Genomic DNA, 16022 nt, shown 5'->3' on the forward strand with positions numbered 1-16022 from the left:
GGCTCGCATGGGAATCCGTTGGGCGTCGACCCGAGGCAGCAGCATGTCATCGAGTTGGCGAGCGGCCCCCTTTTCCCGTGCAGGCGAGCTTCCGGGGCCCGGCGATCATCTCCTGCGGTGATTCCGAGCGGTCTACCTCGACGGTTTGGTCCCCGCTACATTAGGCGCAGATCTACAATGTCTCCCCGGTACGCTTCGTTCTCCACCGAACTCGACCGAAAGGCTGGCGCAACCCAATGAAATTGGCCATCGAATACTCGTTTCGGCTCCGGTTCCAGGACGACATTCACCAAGTCGTCGTCCCTGCCGAACGGCTTTTGAATGTTCCTCTCAACATCGAGGCTGTCCGCCAAGTGGTGGAAGGCGATGACACCTTACTGAGCGAGCTCTTCCGGGACTTCGCACATGAATACCGGCAGATGGCCAAGGATCCCGGCTATTGGTCCCAAGAGCTGGAACGAACCAACGAGACGATCAGACTGGTGGAAGTCGTCTGAGAATGAGGCGCGCCAGCCTTAGCAAGAATTTGCTGCGGTACTCGGGGCATCGTGCTGTGTGCGATGTTCAAGCGCCGCAGGTGGCTCTGACTTGCCGCCTGGGGATTTTTTGTCCGGCCGGGACCGGCCGTGATGTAATGGGCAGGATTTTGTAGGGTTTCACCTGAGGGAGAGGACGTGTCGCGTGTACACCGAGCCTCCAAGTACCGGCGCCGGGGACATCTCCTCTCCCGCCTGAACCCCGTGTCCCGGGTTCCACACGTCATCCGAACGTAGCCCACGGCGGGAGAGGCCATCTTGGCCATCTCACCCTGCACTTCCTACGTCTGGACCGCCACCATGAATGCTCGCCGCATTTCCACGCGCCTGTACAAGCTCGCTTCCCGCCCCCGCCCGGACATCGGAGTCCCCGCTGCGGCCTCTGCCGGGACCCGGGACCTGGCAGCCGCGGGCCGGCCCAGCCTTGTCGACAGCGGCATCTATCTGGACGGCAGGCGGGTGTCCTCGCCGATGACGCTGCAGGAGACGTTCCAGGAACTGGGCCGCTTCGAGGGATCCATGGCGTGGATCGGTCTCGTCCGGCCGGAGGCTTCTGAGCTGCAGTCTCTGGCCGCCGAATTCGACCTGCATGAACTCGCCGTGGAAGACGCCGTCGTGGCCCATCAGCGATCCAAGCTCGAACGCTACGGCGACACCCTCTTTGTGGTCCTGCGGGCAGCCCGCTATCTGGATTCGCGCGAAGAGATCGAATTCAGCGAACTCCACGTCTTCGTTGGCCCGAACTTCATCATCACCGTGCGCCACGGCGGGTCGCCGGATCTGGTGCAGGTCCGGCGGCGCCTCGAGCACGACGCAACTTTGCTGCGGCTGGGCCCGGAGGCTGTGCTCTACGCGATCCTGGATGCCGTCGTGGACGACTACGCCCCTGTGGTCTCGGGCCTGGAGAACGATATCGACGAAATCGAAACCGAAGTCTTCGGCGGCGACCCCGCCGTGTCCCGGCGCATCTACGAGCTCTCCCGCGAAGTGATCGAATTCCAACGCTCGACCCACCCGCTGACGCGCATCCTTGAGGCCCTAGCCGGCGGCTTCACGAAATACGGGATCGCCGACGACCTGCAGCAATACTTGCGCGACGTCGCCGACCACACAGCCCAGGTCAACGAACGCATCGACGGCTTCCGGTTCATGCTCAGGGACATCCTTACTGTCAACGCGACCCTCGTCGCACAGAGCCAGAATGAGGAAATGAAACACCTCGCGGAGTCCAGCAACGCCCAGAACGAAGAGGTGAAGAAGATCTCCGCCTGGGCCGCCATACTGTTCGCCCCGACCCTCGTGGGCACTGTGTACGGCATGAACTTCGAGAACATGCCCGAGCTGCACTGGGAGTACGGTTATCCGCTTTCGGTCGCTTCGATGATCGCCGTCAGCACCATCCTGTATCGGATCTTCAGAAAGCGCAGCTGGATCTAAGCTGAATTAGCCTCAGCTGCCGGCGTGCCGTTCATCGCAGCGGCACCTGCTTTTGAAAGCCGTCATCGCGGCTGTTTGCGATCCCCTGGACCCGTGCCGGGGGGCCTTCCGGCCCTAGGCTGCGCGAGGACAACGCCGGGATATTGGATGTACTGGCAAGTTCCCCGAAGGGCATGGAATCGTGCACAGCCGGATCGTGGTTGGTGTCGATAATTCCAAGGCCGGTCACGCCGCATTGGAGTGGGCGGCCAGGCGGGCCGCCCAGTTTCATGTACCCCTGAATCTGGTGCGTGTCGTTCCTGGTCCGTGGTCCTTCCGGCACGCCGACCGGTATCAGGAGGCCATGAACCGGGCCGCTGAGCTGCTGGCTGCGGAAGCCCAGCGGGTGTCGGCGCTGGACCCCGCGGTCCCGGTCAGCACGACTCTCGGGACAGGAGAGACAGCCAGGACCCTTCGGCGGCTCTCTGGGGATTCGGACATGGTCGTGGTAGGAACCGACAGGCGCCCGGACAGGCACGGTGAGGGCTTCGGGTCGGTCAGTTTTCAGACGGCCGCCATCAGCAACTGCGTGGTGGCGGTCGTGCCCGCGGCCGGCGACGAAGACCGGTCCGGTGTTGTCGTCGGCACCGACGGGTCCGCGGACGCGGCCGTCGCTGTGGAATGGGCCGCCGCGGAAGCGCTCCGCCTTGGCCAGGACCTGATGGTGGTCCATGTCTGCAACGGTCAGGAAGAACCCGGCGGCGGGCCAGCAGGCTCCGGAGCTGACGGAATGGCCACGGATACCTGCTCGGTTCTGGCTGAAGCCGTCGCCAGTTTGGCCCAGGACCATCCCGGATTGCGGGTTAACCCGGTGCTGGAGAGCGGCAGGTACCCGGCGCCGGCCCTGGTCAGGGCCGGCGCGCATGCCGTGCTCCTCGTCATTGGATGCAAAGGCCGCGGTGGCCTGGACGTCCTGGTGGGTTCGGTCGCCCGGGATGTCCTCATGGATGTTCAATGCCCGACGCTTATCACCCGCCCGGGGCAGCACCAGCGGTCTTCCGGCACCTGAAGGTCCGGGGTGCCGGCCCGGAGCACGTCCGATGACACTTGCAGGGATCTCGCCTGGCAGTTCAGAGCCACTTGCGGTGCTTGAACGAAAGGTACAGGACGACACCCATGGCGAGCATGAGGCCGAGCGCGAACGGGTAGCCCATCGACCAGGCCAGTTCGGGCATGACGTCGAAGTTCATCCCGTATACGGTTCCCACGAGGGTGGGGGCGAAGAGGATGGCCGCCCAAGCAGAGATCTTCTTGACTTCCTCGTTTTGGCTCAGGCCCGCTTCGGAGAGGTGCCGCATCTCCTCGTTCTGGGCCAGGCTCAATTCAGAGAGACGCTGCATCTCCTCGTTCTGTTGCTGGGCTACCAGCGTTGCGTGGACGGTCAGCGCGCTCTGAAGCAGAACACGGAAAGCGTCGACGCGTTCCACGACGCGGATGACGTGGTCATGGACGTCCCTCAGCCTGCGCTGCAGCTCCAGATCAAGATGGTATTTCTCCGCACCGCGTTCAAGAGCCTCCAGCATGGGCCGAATCGGGTGCGTGGCGCGCTGGAACTCGATGACTTCCCGGGAGAGCTCGTAGATCCGGCGGGCCACGTCCGGGCCGGCGCTGAACAGCTCGTCCTCGATCTCGTCGATGTCGTTTTCCAGGCCGGCGACGACGGGTTCATACTGGTCCGCGACTTCGTCCAGGATTGCGTACAGCACGGCCTGCGGGCCCAGCGCCAGCAGCTCCGGGGCGGCCTCCATCCGGCGGCGGACCTTGGCCAGGTTAGGGGACTCCGCATGTCGGACCGTGACCACGAAGTCCGGACCGACAAAGACGTGCAGCTCGCCGAACTCAACCTTCTCTACATCGTCCAGATACCGTGCCGGGCGCAGCACGGTGAACAGCGTGTCCCCGTAGCGTTCAAGTTTGGCCCGCTGGTGACCGTGGAGGGCATCCTCAACGGCAAGCTCGTGCAGGCTGAACTCGTTCGCAACCGATGTCAGTTCATCCAGGCCCGGACGGTACAGCCCGATCCACGCCATCCCCCCGCGTGCCCGCATGACCTCATACGTTTCATCCAGATTCTTGGGGTTGTCCGTCCGCAGACCGTCAACGTAGACGGCGTTGTCGATCATGGTCATGATGTCTGTCCCTCGCTCCTGCATGCAGCCCTGGCCGATCCCACAGCCAAGGCGCCGGCGGGTCCACTGTATCCGGACGCGGGACAACCCCGCAGGATCGCGCGGATGCGCGCACGATTCAGAGTCCAGACAGCTAGTCGCGCAGGGTGCCGGACGCGTTCCGGGTCCGAGTCCCCAACGCCGCCGCTGGACGTCGTAGGCCTTGACGAAGGCAACGCGGGTGAGATCGATGAGGCGGGGGCCGCGGACGTCGGCGGAGAACACTTCGCCTTCGCGGTGGGCTATACCTTGCCCGCGTTAAGGAACCGTCAGGATTGTTCGCCTGGCGGTAGCGGCGGTTGCCGGGGCTGGTACTGTCGCGGACGGAAGCGGCGCGGTGCGCCGCGTAGAAAGGACATCATGACCACGCTCAGCCGGCCCCCGGCAGATCCTTCGGCGCCCCGGCCGGGCGCAGGGGAGCACTTCAGGAACTGGCTGCTGTTCGGCCTCCAGGACGCCAAGGGAATCCACCAAGGGCCCGGGGCCGTGAGCGACAGCCACCTGAAGAAACACACGTGGTGGCAGGTCATGTGCCTGACCGGCGTGGATTACTTTTCCACCCTGGGCTACCAGCCCGCCATTGCCGCGCTCGCGGCCGGCGTGATTTCGCCGCTGGCCACCCTGGTCCTCGTCGCCGTCACCCTGCTGGGCGCATTGCCGGTGTACCGACGTGTCGCTGGCGAAAGTCCGCGCGGTGAAGGGTCCATCGCCATGCTGGAGCGGCTGTTGCCGCGCTGGGGCGGGAAACTGCTCGTCCTGGTGCTGCTCGGCTTCGCCGCCACAGACTTCATGATCACCATGACGCTCTCCGCCGCCGACGCGACCGCTCACGCCATCGAAAACCCCTTCGCCCCCGACTGGATGCAAGGCCAGAACGTCGCGGTCACGCTCGTCTTCCTGGCCCTGCTCGCCGCGGTGTTCCTGCGCGGCTTCAAGGAGGCGATCGGCGTCGCCGTCGTCCTCGTGGGTATTTACCTCGGACTGAACGTGATCGTGGTCATAACAACGATCTTCGAGGTCATCAGCCACCCGGTGGCCGTGGACAACTGGTGGCTGGCCCTGACCACCCAGCACGGGAGCCCGCTGATGGTGGTGGGCATCGCGCTGCTGGTCTTCCCGAAGCTGGCCCTGGGACTCTCCGGGTTCGAGACCGGGGTCGCCGTAATGCCGCAGATCCGCGGTCACGCCACGGACACCGAGGAGAACCCTGAGGGCCGGATCAAGGGGGCCCGCCGACTGCTGACGACGGCGGCCCTCATCATGAGTGCCTTCCTCATCACGACCAGCTTCACCACGGTGGTGCTGATCCCGGCGCAGGAATTCCAGCCGGGCGGGCAGGCGAACGGGCGTGCCCTGGCTTACCTCGCCCACCAATACCTGGGCGACGGATTCGGCACCGTCTACGACATCAGTACCATTGCCATCCTGTGGTTTGCCGGCGCCTCGGCCATGGCCGGGCTCCTGAACCTCGTGCCGCGCTATCTGCCCCGGTACGGCATGGCTCCGGAATGGGCCCGCGCGGTCCGGCCGCTGGTCCTGGTGTTCACGCTCGTGGGGTTCCTGATCACCTGGCTGTTCGACGCCGACGTCGACGCCCAGGGCGGCGCCTACGCCACCGGCGTCCTGGTCCTGATGACATCGGCGGCGATTGCCGTGACGTTGTCCGCGCGCAGCCGGCGGCAGCGTAAGCGCAGTATCGGCTTCGGCGTCATCGCCGTCGTGTTTATCTACACCACGGTGGCCAACATCTTCGAACGGCCCGAAGGCATTCGGATCGCGGCGCTCTTCATCGTCGGGATCATCGTGATCTCCCTGCTCTCCCGCCTCCGGCGCTCCTTCGAGCTCCACGCCACTCACGTGCGGATGGACACCCCTGCCCTGGAATTCCTGGCCGCCAATGAATCGGGCCCCATCGCGATCATTGCCCACGAACCGCTGCGGCTGAGCGCCGAGGCGTACCGGGACAAGCTCACGTCCGCCATTGAGGTCAGCCACCTCCCGGTGGACTACCAGGCGATATTCCTCGAAGTCGTGGTGGACGACTCGTCGGACTTTGAGACCGCGCTCGAGGTCCGCGGGGTGATCCGGCATGGGTACCAGATCCTGGAGGTCCACGGGCCTGTTGTACCGAACACGATCGCCTCCGTGCTGCTGCACATCCGCGATGTCACCGGGCTGATGCCGCACATCTACTTCCGATGGACGGAGGGAAACCCGTTCACCAACCTCCTGCGGTTCCTGGCGTTCGGCGAAGGCGAAATCGCGCCGGTCACCCGTGAAGTGCTGCGCGAGGCCGAGCCGGACGTCACAAAGCGTCCGTGGGTCCACGTCGGCTGACGCCGGGCCCTTGAGCCGGGCGCCCGGCAGCAGGGGCCGGGGAACACAAACGCCCCTCCGGAGGAGTCCTCCGGAGGGGCGTTGTGGTCTTCGGGGAAGTGTCCCGGCCAGGCGGCCGGGGCAATTCCAACGTACTTAGAGCGGGCGGATGTTCTCAGCCTGCGGGCCCTTCGGGCCCTGCGTGACGTCGAATTCAACCTTCTGGTTCTCGTCCAGCGAGCGGTAGCCGCTCGTGGCGATTGCCGAGTAGTGGGCGAAAACGTCGGCCGACCCGTCATCCGGGGCAATGAAGCCAAAACCCTTTTCGGCGTTGAACCATTTAACTGTGCCTGTAGCCATGCCTTTATCCTTCTGAAATGCTGCTGATCTCCGGCGGCCCTGCGGCCAACGGCTGCGGAGACATTCGTCCGCTGTCCCCAACGTACGGTGCGACGGGCCGCGGTGCAAGGGTCTAGCGACGGTCTTCGTCTCGGCCGCTTGCTTCAGTCATGCCGAGACGGAGGCGTCGAAGAGCTCAATCAGGTCCCGGCTTATCTGGTACGGCGAGGTCTCGCTGGGGCTGTGGCCGCCGCGGTAGACCGCAATTCGCGCCCCGATCGACTGCGCGAAGTTGCGGTGCAGCGCCAGCGGCCAGAGGTCGTGTTCGCCGACGGCGACAAGCTTCGGCAGCGTCGCGGCGGCCAGGACCCACCGCAGATCCGGTGTGTGCTTCATGAGGCCGATGATGTCAATGACGGAGGCGCGGCGCGTAAACGCGAACCGGCTCTTCACGAACCGCAGCCGTTTGGGCGCCACACGGGCAACGTTCCTGCGGATACCCCAAATCATCAACGCTGTGCCGACCCTGCTGCTGACCCAGCGACTGAACCAGCCGGCCAGGCGCAGGCCGCGGAAACTCTGACCCGGCTCGGGCGGGCAGCTGATCAAGGTCAGGCTGCGGAATTTCTCTGGCCGTTGGGCGAAGGCCAGTTGGACTACGATCGCCGCGAAGGAGTATCCCACGACGTGCACCGCGCCTTCTTCGGCATCCAGCATGGCGAGGAGGTCGTCGCGGAAGAGCTCGTAATCGTAGCGGCGCCGGGGCGGAACGAGGTTTTCCGGCCCGGCCGGGGCGGATTCATACTGCCCGGCGATGTCGCAGCTGAGGACGAAGTAGCCGGCCGCCGCGAGCTCGGGCAGCATGAGGATGAAGTCTTCCTTGGAGCCGGTTGCACCCGGGATGAGCACGACGCGCGGGTTCCCGGGATCTCCGGTGGAGATGGTCGCCAGCGTGCCGCTGGGCGCCGCGAACTCACCGCGCACCACGCCTTTCGGAAGTTCGGCCCAGTCGAAGTCGGGCAACGCGGCGTCCCGGCGGGCGGCATCGTCCACCAGCCCCGAACCGAAGCCCTCGGGCTCGGGAAATGGTGTGCCCTCTGCGTTGCGGCCGACAGACACCATAGACCTAACATAGCCCCTTCATCTGCTTAGCCGGCCAGGCTGCCGGCGGCTTTCACGGGGGAGAGCGGGGCATCCACCTGGCGCACCGTTCCCGCGGATCCGTCCACGGTCACCCTCTGGCCGGTCCGGAGCCGGGTGGTAGCGTCCGGCACGCCCACCACGGCCGGGATGCCGTATTCGCGGGCCACCACTGCGCCGTGCGAGATCACCCCGCCCATCTCCATCACCAGGGCGCCGGCGGTCATGAACAGGGGCGTCCACCCAGGGTCGGTGGAAGGTGCCACGAGGATTTCCCCGGGCTCCAGGTGGGCGCCCACCGGATCCAGGATGACCCGGACCGTTCCGGTGGCGGTACCAGCCGACGCCGGTGTCCCGGCGAGGGCGCCGGAGGCGGGGGACTTGGCCATCACGGCGGCCTCCACGTCCGTGCCGTCGGAGAGCAGCAGCCGGGGAATCCGGCGCCTGCGCAGTTCGACGTCGTAGAGCCGGCGGCGGTCCGCGACGATGCCCTTGAGGTCGGCCCCCCGCAAGCCCACGCGGACCTCGTCGAATTCGAGGAAATACACATCGTCCGCGGCGGCAACCGAACCGGTCCGGGCCAGTTCGGTACCGACCTCTTTGAGCTGGCGGCGCATTTCCGCGAGCGCGAGGACGATGTAGAACTTGGGCAGTTCGCGCAGCCCCGACAACTGCCGGGTCCGGCGCAGGCAGAACTCGACCTGATGCGCCCGGAACCGGCTGCGGGCCCTGGTCCGTTCCACAAGGTCGCGGATCCTGGCCTCGGCATGTTCCTCAGCGCGGGCGAACTGCCGGTCCGGGGCCTGTTCGGGGTCCTCAACGTGGAGGTAGTTCGAGATCATTCCGAAGATATGGTCCGGCTTCTCCGACCACCGCGGCATGCCAAGGTCTATCTCCGCTACGGCGCGGTGGCCGTAGCGGTCCAGGAACCCGTGCACGCCGGTCTGCGCCACCGCGGGCAGCGCGCCGGCCGCGTAGCTGGCAGCCAGTTCCTTCGGAGCGTGGGCCAGGAAAACCTCACGGGATGCGTCATTCGCGCCGATGGAGACGGCCAGTTGCCAGAGCTCAAGGTCCATCTCAGTGGTGACGTTGTTGGGCAGCCCCCGCAACACCGCCTCGAGTTCCCGCGGTTCCGCGATGCCGCGCAGCAGCCTCCGGGCACCGGCCAGCAGGAGGTAGCCAACGGACGGTCCGGGCAGCGTCGCCTGGATCAACCCGTCCACGGTGTTATCCAGGATGCGCTGGGCGTGATCGAGCCGGCCAAAGGTGGTTGCCGGTTCCGGCAGTACGAGCTCCGCTTCGAGGCGATTTCCGTAGTCGAAGGCGCTGCGCAGTTCGGCGGCGGGCCGTACCGCGGCCCGCAGCATGGCTGGAATCAGCCGGACCGTCATGCCCAGGTTGGCCATACGTGCCGCAGTGTTCGCTGCAGCGCCGACCTTCCCGGGCTTCCGCGGGACCGGCGCGCCCGGTACGGCCGGACGGGTTCGCCGGGACGGCCGTGGGCGCACGCCGAACCGCGGGTCATCCAGGAGCGCCGGGAAAACCGCGCCGGACCTCCCGTCCGCCAGCGGGAGCATTCGCAGCAGGTAGCGGCGGCCGTATTTGTTGTGAACCAGGGGCGTCATGTCTATGTACATGCGCAGCCCTGGGTTTACGTACTGCCACGGCCCATTTCGGTTCCTCATGGAGCCCAGCACCGAGAGCCCCATCGGGGTGAGCGGCCGGGTCAGGCCCTGGAGCAGCGTGCCGCACAGGTACACACGGGTTTCAGCCGAGGCCGCCGACTCTGTGCCAAGGGGTTCGGGAGCGGCCGGGTCCGGCAGCGGGTACAACGTGGTGATCGGCCGCGACTGGGTCACCCAGATCTTGCCGGCGGCGTCAATCACCCATTCCATATCCTGGGGTGCGCCGAAGAGCCGCTGGACGGTATCGCCCAGCGCCGTGAGTTCGCGGATCCGGGCGTCATCCAGGCTCGGCCGCCGCCTGGCCGCGGTCCTTTCCGGGGAGCGGAGCAGGATGCGTCCGGTGGCCGTATCCACGACGAAATGGTCCGGGTTCACGCTGCCGGAGACCACCGCCTGGCCGGGCCCGGCGCTCGCATCGATGACCGTTTCGGTCCGGGTGCCGGTCACCGGATTGGCGGTGAACAGCACGCCGGCGGTGGCGGCAGCGACGACGTCCTGGACGACGACGGCGAGCCCGACGTCGCGGTGGCTGATCGCGTTGGCGCAGCGGTAGGCCACGGCCCGTTCGGTCCAGAGTGAGGCCCAGCAGCGGCGGGCGGACTCGACCACGGCATCGGCTCCGGAAATGTTGAGGAAGGAATCCTGTTGTCCGGCGAAGCTGGCGAAGGGCAGGTCCTCGGCGGTGGCGGAGGACCGTACCGCCACGGCGGCGCCGCTGCCGAGCGCGGCATACGCGGCGCGGAGGGCGGCATCGACGTCGGCGGGAATCGGCGCGGTCACGATCATTTCCCGCGCCTGCCTCGCCAGCTCGCCCAGGTCAGGTCCGTTGTGGTCCGAGACGGCGTGGCCCGGCTGGCCGTCGTTCGGGGATCCGGGCTGCGCGGCGTCCAGGCGGGCCGCCAGTGCGTCCAGTTCGGCCGGGGCGGCCTTCCGGTAGGCGGCCGTGGTGAGGCAGAAGCCGCGCGGCACAGGGAACCCGGCTGCGGTGAGCTTGCCGAGGTTCACGGCCTTGCCGCCGACGAGTTGCAGGGGAGTGGAGCCCAATGCACTGAGATCCACGACGAAGCTTTCCGGCGCCCTGCCCTCTGCAGAACCCATTTTCCTGCTCCCACGTCCTGTCCGCGTATTCAAGCCGCGTATCCAGGCCGCGGCTTGAAGCCGTGGCCGGTTGCCGGTCCTGCGCCCGGTGCGGCATCCCTGCCAAGTGTTGCTGCAGGCCTACTGGCCGGCGTCGGCCTCGCCGGTGTCCTCCCACATGAGATCCAGGTTGCGGAAGACCGGCGGACCGTCGCACAGGGCGGCCATCTTCGCGGCGAATTCGGAGGTCTCGGGCCGGTTGGAGTTCTCCATGGCGGACTCGTAGGAGTCGAATTCAACGATCGTGAGGTAGGTGCCGGGGCGGTCGCGGTCGGCGGTGGCCATGATGCGGCGGAAGGTCGGGGCCGTGGACCCCTCGGTTCTTGACGGGCGGCCGAGTTGTTCGATCTCCTCGATGCGGGACGACTGGAACTCGATGATCTGCACAAACCTGGCCATGACGGCTCCTCGACGGCGGCGGATGCTGATGCGCTTCACGCTAGACCCTCGCCCCTGCCCGTGCAAGGGCGGGGGCAAGCAGTCGCGCGGACTCCGGCGCCGCCGCCGTCGTGGGTCCTGCTACGGGGTCAGCAGGACCTTGATGGCGCGCCGTTCGTCCATGGCGCGGTAGGCCTCGGGCGCCTCTTCGAGCGGCATGACCGAGTCGAACACCCGGCCCGGATTGATGGTGCCGTCCAGCACGTCGGCCAGCAGTTCCGGGATGTACGTCCGGGCCGGGGCCATGCCGCCGCCGATCGAGATGTTGGTGTCGAACAGGAAGCGCAGCGGGGCTTCGGCCCCGCCGGTGGGGACGCCCACAAAGCCGAGGGCGCCGCCCGGGCGGACGCTGTGCAGCGCCTGTTCCATGGATTCCTTGGTCCCCACACACTCCAGCACCGAGTCGGCCAGAACGCCGCCGAGCAGTTCGCGAACCTTGGCGACACCGTCGTCCCCGCGTTCGGCGACGATGTCCGTGGCCCCGAATTCGCGGGCGATCGCCTGCCGGTCGGCGTGTCTTGACATGGCGATGATCCGTTCCGCGCCGAGGCGCTTGGCGGCCAGCACGCCGCAGAGGCCGACGGCGCCGTCGCCGACCACGACGACCGTCCGGCCGGGCCCGGCCTTGGCGGCGAGGGCCGCGTGGTGGCCGGTGGCCATGACGTCGGAGAGCGTGAGCAGGCTGGCGCGGAGGGCATCGTCGGGATCGGTGACGCCCGGGACCTTGACCAGTGTGGACTCGGCGAGCGGCACGCGGACAGCCTGGCCCTGGCCGCCGTCGATCCCGTGACCGGTGTCATCTTTGCCGCCCCAGCCGGCGAGGTGGTCGCAGGCGACCGTGACGCCGTTGAGGCACTGGGGGCACTCGCCGCAGCTGACCACGAAGGGTGCGATCACGAGGTCGCCCACGGCAAGGTCCTTGACGTCCTCGCCGATGCTTTCCACCGTCCCGATGAACTCGTGTCCGATTGCGGACGGCTTGTGGGTGGGCTTGACCCCGCGGTAGGGCCACAGATCCGAGCCGCAGACGCAGGAGGCGGTGACCTTCACGATGACGTCGGTGGGCCGCTGGAGGGTGGGGTAGTCGCGGTCTTCGACTCGGATGTCGCCGGGACCGTGGATGATGGTGGCGCGCATGGGGGCTCCTCGCATGGTGGTGGGTGGGCTTGGACCGAGTTTAGTCGTCCCTGCGCGGCTGGCCGTTTCGAACCGTGCCCTGCGTCCCGGGCGGACGGCGGCCGCTAGCGCATGCCCTCGCGGCGGATCGCGGTGGCGATCGCTGCGGCCCGGGTTTCCACTCCGAGCTTGGCATAGATGTGCGCCAGGTGCGTTTTAACGGTGGCCTCGGAGATGAACAGCCGCTGGCCCAGCTCACGGTTGCTGAGGCCTTCGATCAGCAGGCTCAGCAGCTCGGCTTCGCGTGGCGTCAGGATTTCGTCCGGGTTCCGCAGCTGCTGGAACAGCCGTGACGCCACCGGGGCGCTCATCACGCTCTTGCCTTGGACCGCCCCCCGGATCGCGGCGAAGATCTCCTCTGGCGCGGCGTCCTTGAGCAGGTAGCCCATGGCGCCGGCGTCAACGGCGCGGACAATGTCAGCGTCCGAATCGTAGGTGGTGAACACCAGGACGGCCTGCCTGCTGTTGCGGCGGCGCAGCTGCTTGATGGCCTCGATGCCGTCCATGCCGGGCCCCATGGCGAGGTCCATCACCACCACGGCGGGACCGAGCTGCTCCATCTGGACCAGCGCCTCCTCGCCGGAGGCCGCCTCGGCCACGACCTGTATATCGGGCTGCGTTCCCAGCAGTGCCCTGAGCCCGCTGCGCACCACCAGATGGTCGTCCACCAGCAGGACGGTAATCGGATTCACTGTTCCTCCGCAGTTGGCAGTTGCGCGGCCACGATGGTTCCTTCGCCGGGGGTGCTTTCCACCGAGAATACGCCGCCCAGCCGTTCCACCCGCTGGCGCATGGCCCGGAGCCCGTAGCCTCCCGCGTCCGACGGCGGTGCCAGCGACTGCGGGTCGAAGCCGGCGCCGTCGTCGTAAATATCCAGCGTGACGGCGCCGGGCAGGAAGCCCAGCGTCACCGTGGCGCTGGCCGCCGCTGCGTGGAGTTTGATGTTGGCCGCGGCGCTCTGGACCACGCGAAGCAGCGCGTGCCGGACATCCGCGGGGACTGGGCGCGGCTCGCCCGTGACCAGCAGACGCACGCCTGGGACGTACTGGGACGCCGCCTGAAGCAGGGCATCCGGCAGCGGTGCCGTGTCCAGCCCGGGGGAGGCGAGCTCGTGGACCAGGCTGCGGGTGTCCGCCAGGTTCCGGCGCAGCATTCCGCTGACGTTTTGGACGTCCGCGCGCGCCGCCGGGCTGGGCCATGACCTGTTCGCGGCTTCCAAAAGGAGGAGGCTGCTTGCCAGGCCCTGCGTCACGGTGTCGTGGATTTCGCGGGACACTCTCTCGCGCTCCTCGACCGTGCCGGCCCTGCGCTCGCTGGCCGCCAGCCGGCCCTGCGCCAGCGACACCTCGGCGTGCAGCCGGCGCTGTTCGGCGGCGTCGTGCTCGATGCGGGTGTAGATCAGCGTCAGCATGACGCCGACGGCCAGCGGCCCCAGGAGCATGGCAATATCGCTGCCGCCGCTGAGCCGGTACAGCCCCACGGCGGTGGCTGCCGCCGTCGCGCCTCCCGCGAGGTACGCCACGGGGCCGCTGAAGGCGGTCCGGCACAAGAAGAACAGCGCGAACGAGCACCACGCGAAGCTGGGCGCCGCGATCACCAGCACCGCCCAAAGCGCCACCAGGACGAACATCCACACCGCCCACGGCCGGCGCCGCTGCGAGAGTACGGCGATCACGGCGTACAGCGAACACACCGCCGCGGCCAGGGCCAGCACCCACAGGTTGTCCGCCGGGCTGTGCCGCATCACGTAGCGGACCGCCGACGCCACAAGCAGGACGGCAAAACCAAGATGGACGACGGCGTCAATCCGGCCCAGGGGGCCGCTTCCGGCAGCGGTGTTGTGCGGGACGGTGGAGGGGCCCGGCGTGGGGAGGGCTGGTGAAGGGGAGGGCATGGGGTCCGGTTCCGGTGGAGGAGTGCTACCCACCATGCTATGACCAGCGCCGTTACTGGTCTCTCAGCCTTTTGGCTGATACGCCCAGCCCGATGGGGGAGGTTGCGGCAGACTAACGCCCGATGCCCTGCCAGGTCCTAAAGGGAAGCATGGATTCGAGGCCCGGGGCACGAATCCGGGCAGTCCCCAGAACCTGATTCCTAGGAGTACTCGTGAAGATGTCCAAGAAAATCGCCGCTTCCGCTGCCGTCGGAGCACTGCTCCTGGCGGGCGGGCTGACGGCTGCAGCCAACGCCGGCACGTCGGCCGGCGCTCCTCCGGCGGCCGCCGCTCCCGCCGCTGTTCCCGCCGTCGACATCCAGCCGGTTCCCGAATCCGTGGTTGCCCAGAACCGGATCAGCGTCGGCGCCTCTGCTGACGCGGTCAAGGCCGCTCTGGCCAAGTGCCAGGTGGACAAGTTGCCGTTCGTCACGGTGGCCTTGGTGGACAGGTTCGGGACAGTGCAGGCCTTGCTCCGCGGCGACAATGCTGCCGAGCACACCATTGAAGCGGCGCAGCAGAAGGCCTATACGGCTGCCGCCTTCGGCACGCCCACCAGCGAACTTGCCAAGCGCATTAACGGCAACGGACCCAGCATCGCGGACCTCCCCGGCACCCTCTTCCTGGCCGGCGGAGTCCCGCTCAAGGTCAACGGGGTCTCCGTGGCCGGGATCGGCGTGGGCGGCGCCCCGGATGGCATGCTGGACGAAGGGTGCGCAACTGCCGGCGCCGAGGCCATCGCTGCCGGGGCCTCGAAGTAGGCGCTGGGTTCATGCAGCGGTGCAGGGCATGGCGGCGGGCGCGGCAGGTATCCGTGGCGGTCATCGCAACAACAGTCCTGGCTGCCTGCCTGGCATCCTGCCACCGAGCCGGGGATCCCGGCCCGGTGGAGACAGCGCCGTCGGCAAGTCCTCCAACGGTCGCGGCAACGCCGCCGGCAAGTCCTCCAACGGTGGCGGCAGCGCCGTCGGCAAGTCCTCCAACGGTCGCGGCAGCGCCGTCGGCAAGTCCACCAACGGCCGCGGCAACGCCGTCCACCGGTCCCGCCTTGTCCCCTGAGGCGCAGGCTGACCTCGACCAGAGGCTGATCCGGGCCGCGAAAGCCAACGATGCCGGCGCTGTGGCGGAGCTAATCCGGGCCGGGGGCAACGTCAACGCCAAGGACGCCCTCCAGGACTCGGCGTTCCTCTACGCAGGTGCAGAGGGTTTCAACGAGGTGCTCCAGCTGACCTTGGCCGCCGGTGCGGACGTGCGGAGCACCAACCGCTTCGGCGGAACGGCGCTGATTCCCGCCAGCGAACACGGGCACGTGGACACCGTAAAGATCCTGATCGCTGCGGGCGTGCCCGTGAACCACGTCAACAGCCTGGGCTGGACGGCCATGCAGGAAGCCGTCCTGCTCAACAATGGCGGGCCACGGCAGCAGGAGGTGGTGCGCCAGCTCCTCGAAGCCGGCGCAGACTCCGGCATCCGTGACCCCCAGGGCCGCACAGCCCTGGAGAACGCGGAACGGCTGGGCTTCGGCGCCATCGCGAAGCTGATCCGGGAGCGGGACCAGCCGCGGTGACGGTGCGGAATTTCCCCACCTTTGCCGCCGGTGGCCGCGCGGCGGCCCGGAACGCGCCGGTCAAGGCGGTCAAAGGTGGGGAGGTTCGGCGGCGCCTTGGTGTCCGTCCCC

At 67.5% G+C, this 16022-nt stretch carries 15 protein-coding genes; 7 read left to right on the forward strand and 8 right to left on the reverse strand.

All coding sequences use genetic code 11. From position 1 onward, the window contains the following. Nucleotides 1-236: 236 nt before the first annotated feature. From MRBLAR12_RS15815 to MRBLAR12_RS15825, 3 genes are all read left to right on the forward strand, one after another. Nucleotides 237-497, forward strand: a complete 261-nt coding sequence (locus MRBLAR12_RS15815) for a hypothetical protein (protein WP_229993489.1) — start codon at nucleotides 237-239, stop codon at nucleotides 495-497. A gap of 339 nt (nucleotides 498-836) precedes the next feature. After that, nucleotides 837-1973: a magnesium and cobalt transport protein CorA gene (locus tag MRBLAR12_RS15820; protein ID WP_414645522.1), complete on the forward strand. Its 1137-nt coding sequence runs from the start codon at nucleotides 837-839 to the stop codon at nucleotides 1971-1973. 196 nt (nucleotides 1974-2169) lie between these two features. Beyond that, the gene (locus tag MRBLAR12_RS15825) at nucleotides 2170-3021 is read left to right on the forward strand and encodes a universal stress protein (protein ID WP_364747025.1); all 852 of its coding nucleotides are present in this window, start codon (nucleotides 2170-2172) and stop codon (nucleotides 3019-3021) included. Nucleotides 3022-3082: 61 nt separating this feature from the next. Here MRBLAR12_RS15825 and MRBLAR12_RS15830 read toward each other — a convergent pair whose 3' ends face one another. Beyond that, a complete protein-coding gene (locus MRBLAR12_RS15830; RefSeq protein ID WP_229993492.1) occupies nucleotides 3083-4141 on the reverse strand; it encodes a magnesium and cobalt transport protein CorA in 1059 nt (352 codons plus the stop codon). Nucleotides 4142-4540: 399 nt separating this feature from the next. Between MRBLAR12_RS15830 and MRBLAR12_RS15835 the strand changes: the two genes are divergently transcribed. Next, the gene (locus MRBLAR12_RS15835; RefSeq protein WP_229993493.1) at nucleotides 4541-6517 is read left to right on the forward strand and encodes an APC family permease; all 1977 of its coding nucleotides are present in this window, start codon (nucleotides 4541-4543) and stop codon (nucleotides 6515-6517) included. Nucleotides 6518-6652: 135 nt separating this feature from the next. Here the strand turns inward: MRBLAR12_RS15835 and MRBLAR12_RS15840 are convergent, their stop codons facing one another. The 7 genes from MRBLAR12_RS15840 to MRBLAR12_RS15870 form a co-directional block, all read right to left on the reverse strand. Further along, nucleotides 6653-6856: a cold-shock protein gene (locus MRBLAR12_RS15840; RefSeq protein WP_009357211.1), complete on the reverse strand. Its 204-nt coding sequence runs from the start codon at nucleotides 6854-6856 to the stop codon at nucleotides 6653-6655. Nucleotides 6857-7003: 147 nt separating this feature from the next. Next, nucleotides 7004-7957: an alpha/beta fold hydrolase gene (locus MRBLAR12_RS15845; protein WP_364747028.1), complete on the reverse strand. Its 954-nt coding sequence runs from the start codon at nucleotides 7955-7957 to the stop codon at nucleotides 7004-7006. Nucleotides 7958-7983: 26 nt separating this feature from the next. Continuing rightward, nucleotides 7984-10758 (reverse strand): PEP/pyruvate-binding domain-containing protein, encoded by a 2775-nt coding sequence (locus MRBLAR12_RS15850; RefSeq protein WP_364747030.1) that lies wholly within the window; start codon nucleotides 10756-10758, stop codon nucleotides 7984-7986. A gap of 120 nt (nucleotides 10759-10878) precedes the next feature. After that, on the reverse strand, nucleotides 10879-11235 hold the full coding sequence (locus MRBLAR12_RS15855) for a hypothetical protein (protein ID WP_229993496.1): 357 nt from the start codon (nucleotides 11233-11235) through the stop codon (nucleotides 10879-10881). An 81-nt stretch (nucleotides 11236-11316) separates the two neighbouring features. Then, nucleotides 11317-12372: a zinc-dependent alcohol dehydrogenase family protein gene (locus MRBLAR12_RS15860; protein ID WP_364747032.1), complete on the reverse strand. Its 1056-nt coding sequence runs from the start codon at nucleotides 12370-12372 to the stop codon at nucleotides 11317-11319. A gap of 104 nt (nucleotides 12373-12476) precedes the next feature. Then, complete coding sequence (locus MRBLAR12_RS15865; RefSeq protein WP_229993498.1) at nucleotides 12477-13103, reverse strand: response regulator; 627 nt, start codon at nucleotides 13101-13103, stop codon at nucleotides 12477-12479. Beyond that, entirely contained in the window at nucleotides 13100-14305 is a 1206-nt protein-coding gene (locus MRBLAR12_RS15870) for a sensor histidine kinase (RefSeq protein WP_364747034.1), read from the reverse strand. Before MRBLAR12_RS15870 ends, MRBLAR12_RS15865 begins: the two co-directional genes overlap by 4 nt. 218 nt (nucleotides 14306-14523) lie before the next feature. On the opposite strand from MRBLAR12_RS15870, the gene MRBLAR12_RS15875 reads away from it, so the two are divergent. Genes MRBLAR12_RS15875 through MRBLAR12_RS15880 form a run of 3 tightly spaced genes read left to right on the forward strand, consistent with a single transcriptional unit; the run spans nucleotide 14524 to nucleotide 15911 of the window. Next, nucleotides 14524-15105, forward strand: coding sequence for a GlcG/HbpS family heme-binding protein (locus MRBLAR12_RS15875; protein WP_364747085.1), 582 nt, complete (start codon nucleotides 14524-14526; stop codon nucleotides 15103-15105). Between the two features lie 28 nt (nucleotides 15106-15133). Then, nucleotides 15134-15403 carry a hypothetical protein gene (locus MRBLAR12_RS23745; RefSeq protein WP_414645518.1) on the forward strand — a complete coding sequence of 90 codons (270 nt, stop codon included), beginning with the start codon at nucleotides 15134-15136 and terminating at the stop codon, nucleotides 15401-15403. Next, a complete protein-coding gene (locus MRBLAR12_RS15880) occupies nucleotides 15393-15911 on the forward strand; it encodes an ankyrin repeat domain-containing protein (RefSeq protein WP_356815803.1) in 519 nt (172 codons plus the stop codon). The genes MRBLAR12_RS23745 and MRBLAR12_RS15880 overlap by 11 nt, the downstream gene beginning before the upstream one ends. The last annotated feature ends 111 nt before the right edge of the window (nucleotides 15912-16022 follow it).

This window comes from Arthrobacter sp. LAR12-1-1.1, from assembly GCF_040676555.1.
Taxonomy (GTDB): domain Bacteria; phylum Actinomycetota; class Actinomycetes; order Actinomycetales; family Micrococcaceae; genus Arthrobacter.

What these genes read in the sequence shown, in the direction of transcription:
- MRBLAR12_RS15850 (WP_364747030.1), bottom strand. Translation starts at nt 10,758, where the DNA reads ATGGGTTCTGCAGAGGGCAGGGCGCCGGAAAGCTTCGTCGTGGATCTC.
- MRBLAR12_RS15815 (WP_229993489.1), top strand. Translation starts at nt 237, where the DNA reads ATGAAATTGGCCATCGAATACTCGTTTCGGCTCCGGTTCCAGGACGAC.
- MRBLAR12_RS15840 (WP_009357211.1), bottom strand. Translation starts at nt 6,856, where the DNA reads ATGGCTACAGGCACAGTTAAATGGTTCAACGCCGAAAAGGGTTTTGGC.
- MRBLAR12_RS15845 (WP_364747028.1), bottom strand. Translation starts at nt 7,957, where the DNA reads ATGGTGTCTGTCGGCCGCAACGCAGAGGGCACACCATTTCCCGAGCCC.
- MRBLAR12_RS15820 (WP_414645522.1), top strand. Translation starts at nt 837, where the DNA reads ATGAATGCTCGCCGCATTTCCACGCGCCTGTACAAGCTCGCTTCCCGC.
- MRBLAR12_RS23745 (WP_414645518.1), top strand. Translation starts at nt 15,134, where the DNA reads ATGGCGGCGGGCGCGGCAGGTATCCGTGGCGGTCATCGCAACAACAGT.
- MRBLAR12_RS15870 (WP_364747034.1), bottom strand. Translation starts at nt 14,305, where the DNA reads ATGCCCTCCCCTTCACCAGCCCTCCCCACGCCGGGCCCCTCCACCGTC.
- MRBLAR12_RS15830 (WP_229993492.1), bottom strand. Translation starts at nt 4,141, where the DNA reads ATGACCATGATCGACAACGCCGTCTACGTTGACGGTCTGCGGACGGAC.
- MRBLAR12_RS15860 (WP_364747032.1), bottom strand. Translation starts at nt 12,372, where the DNA reads ATGCGCGCCACCATCATCCACGGTCCCGGCGACATCCGAGTCGAAGAC.
- MRBLAR12_RS15875 (WP_364747085.1), top strand. Translation starts at nt 14,524, where the DNA reads ATGTCCAAGAAAATCGCCGCTTCCGCTGCCGTCGGAGCACTGCTCCTG.
- MRBLAR12_RS15835 (WP_229993493.1), top strand. Translation starts at nt 4,541, where the DNA reads ATGACCACGCTCAGCCGGCCCCCGGCAGATCCTTCGGCGCCCCGGCCG.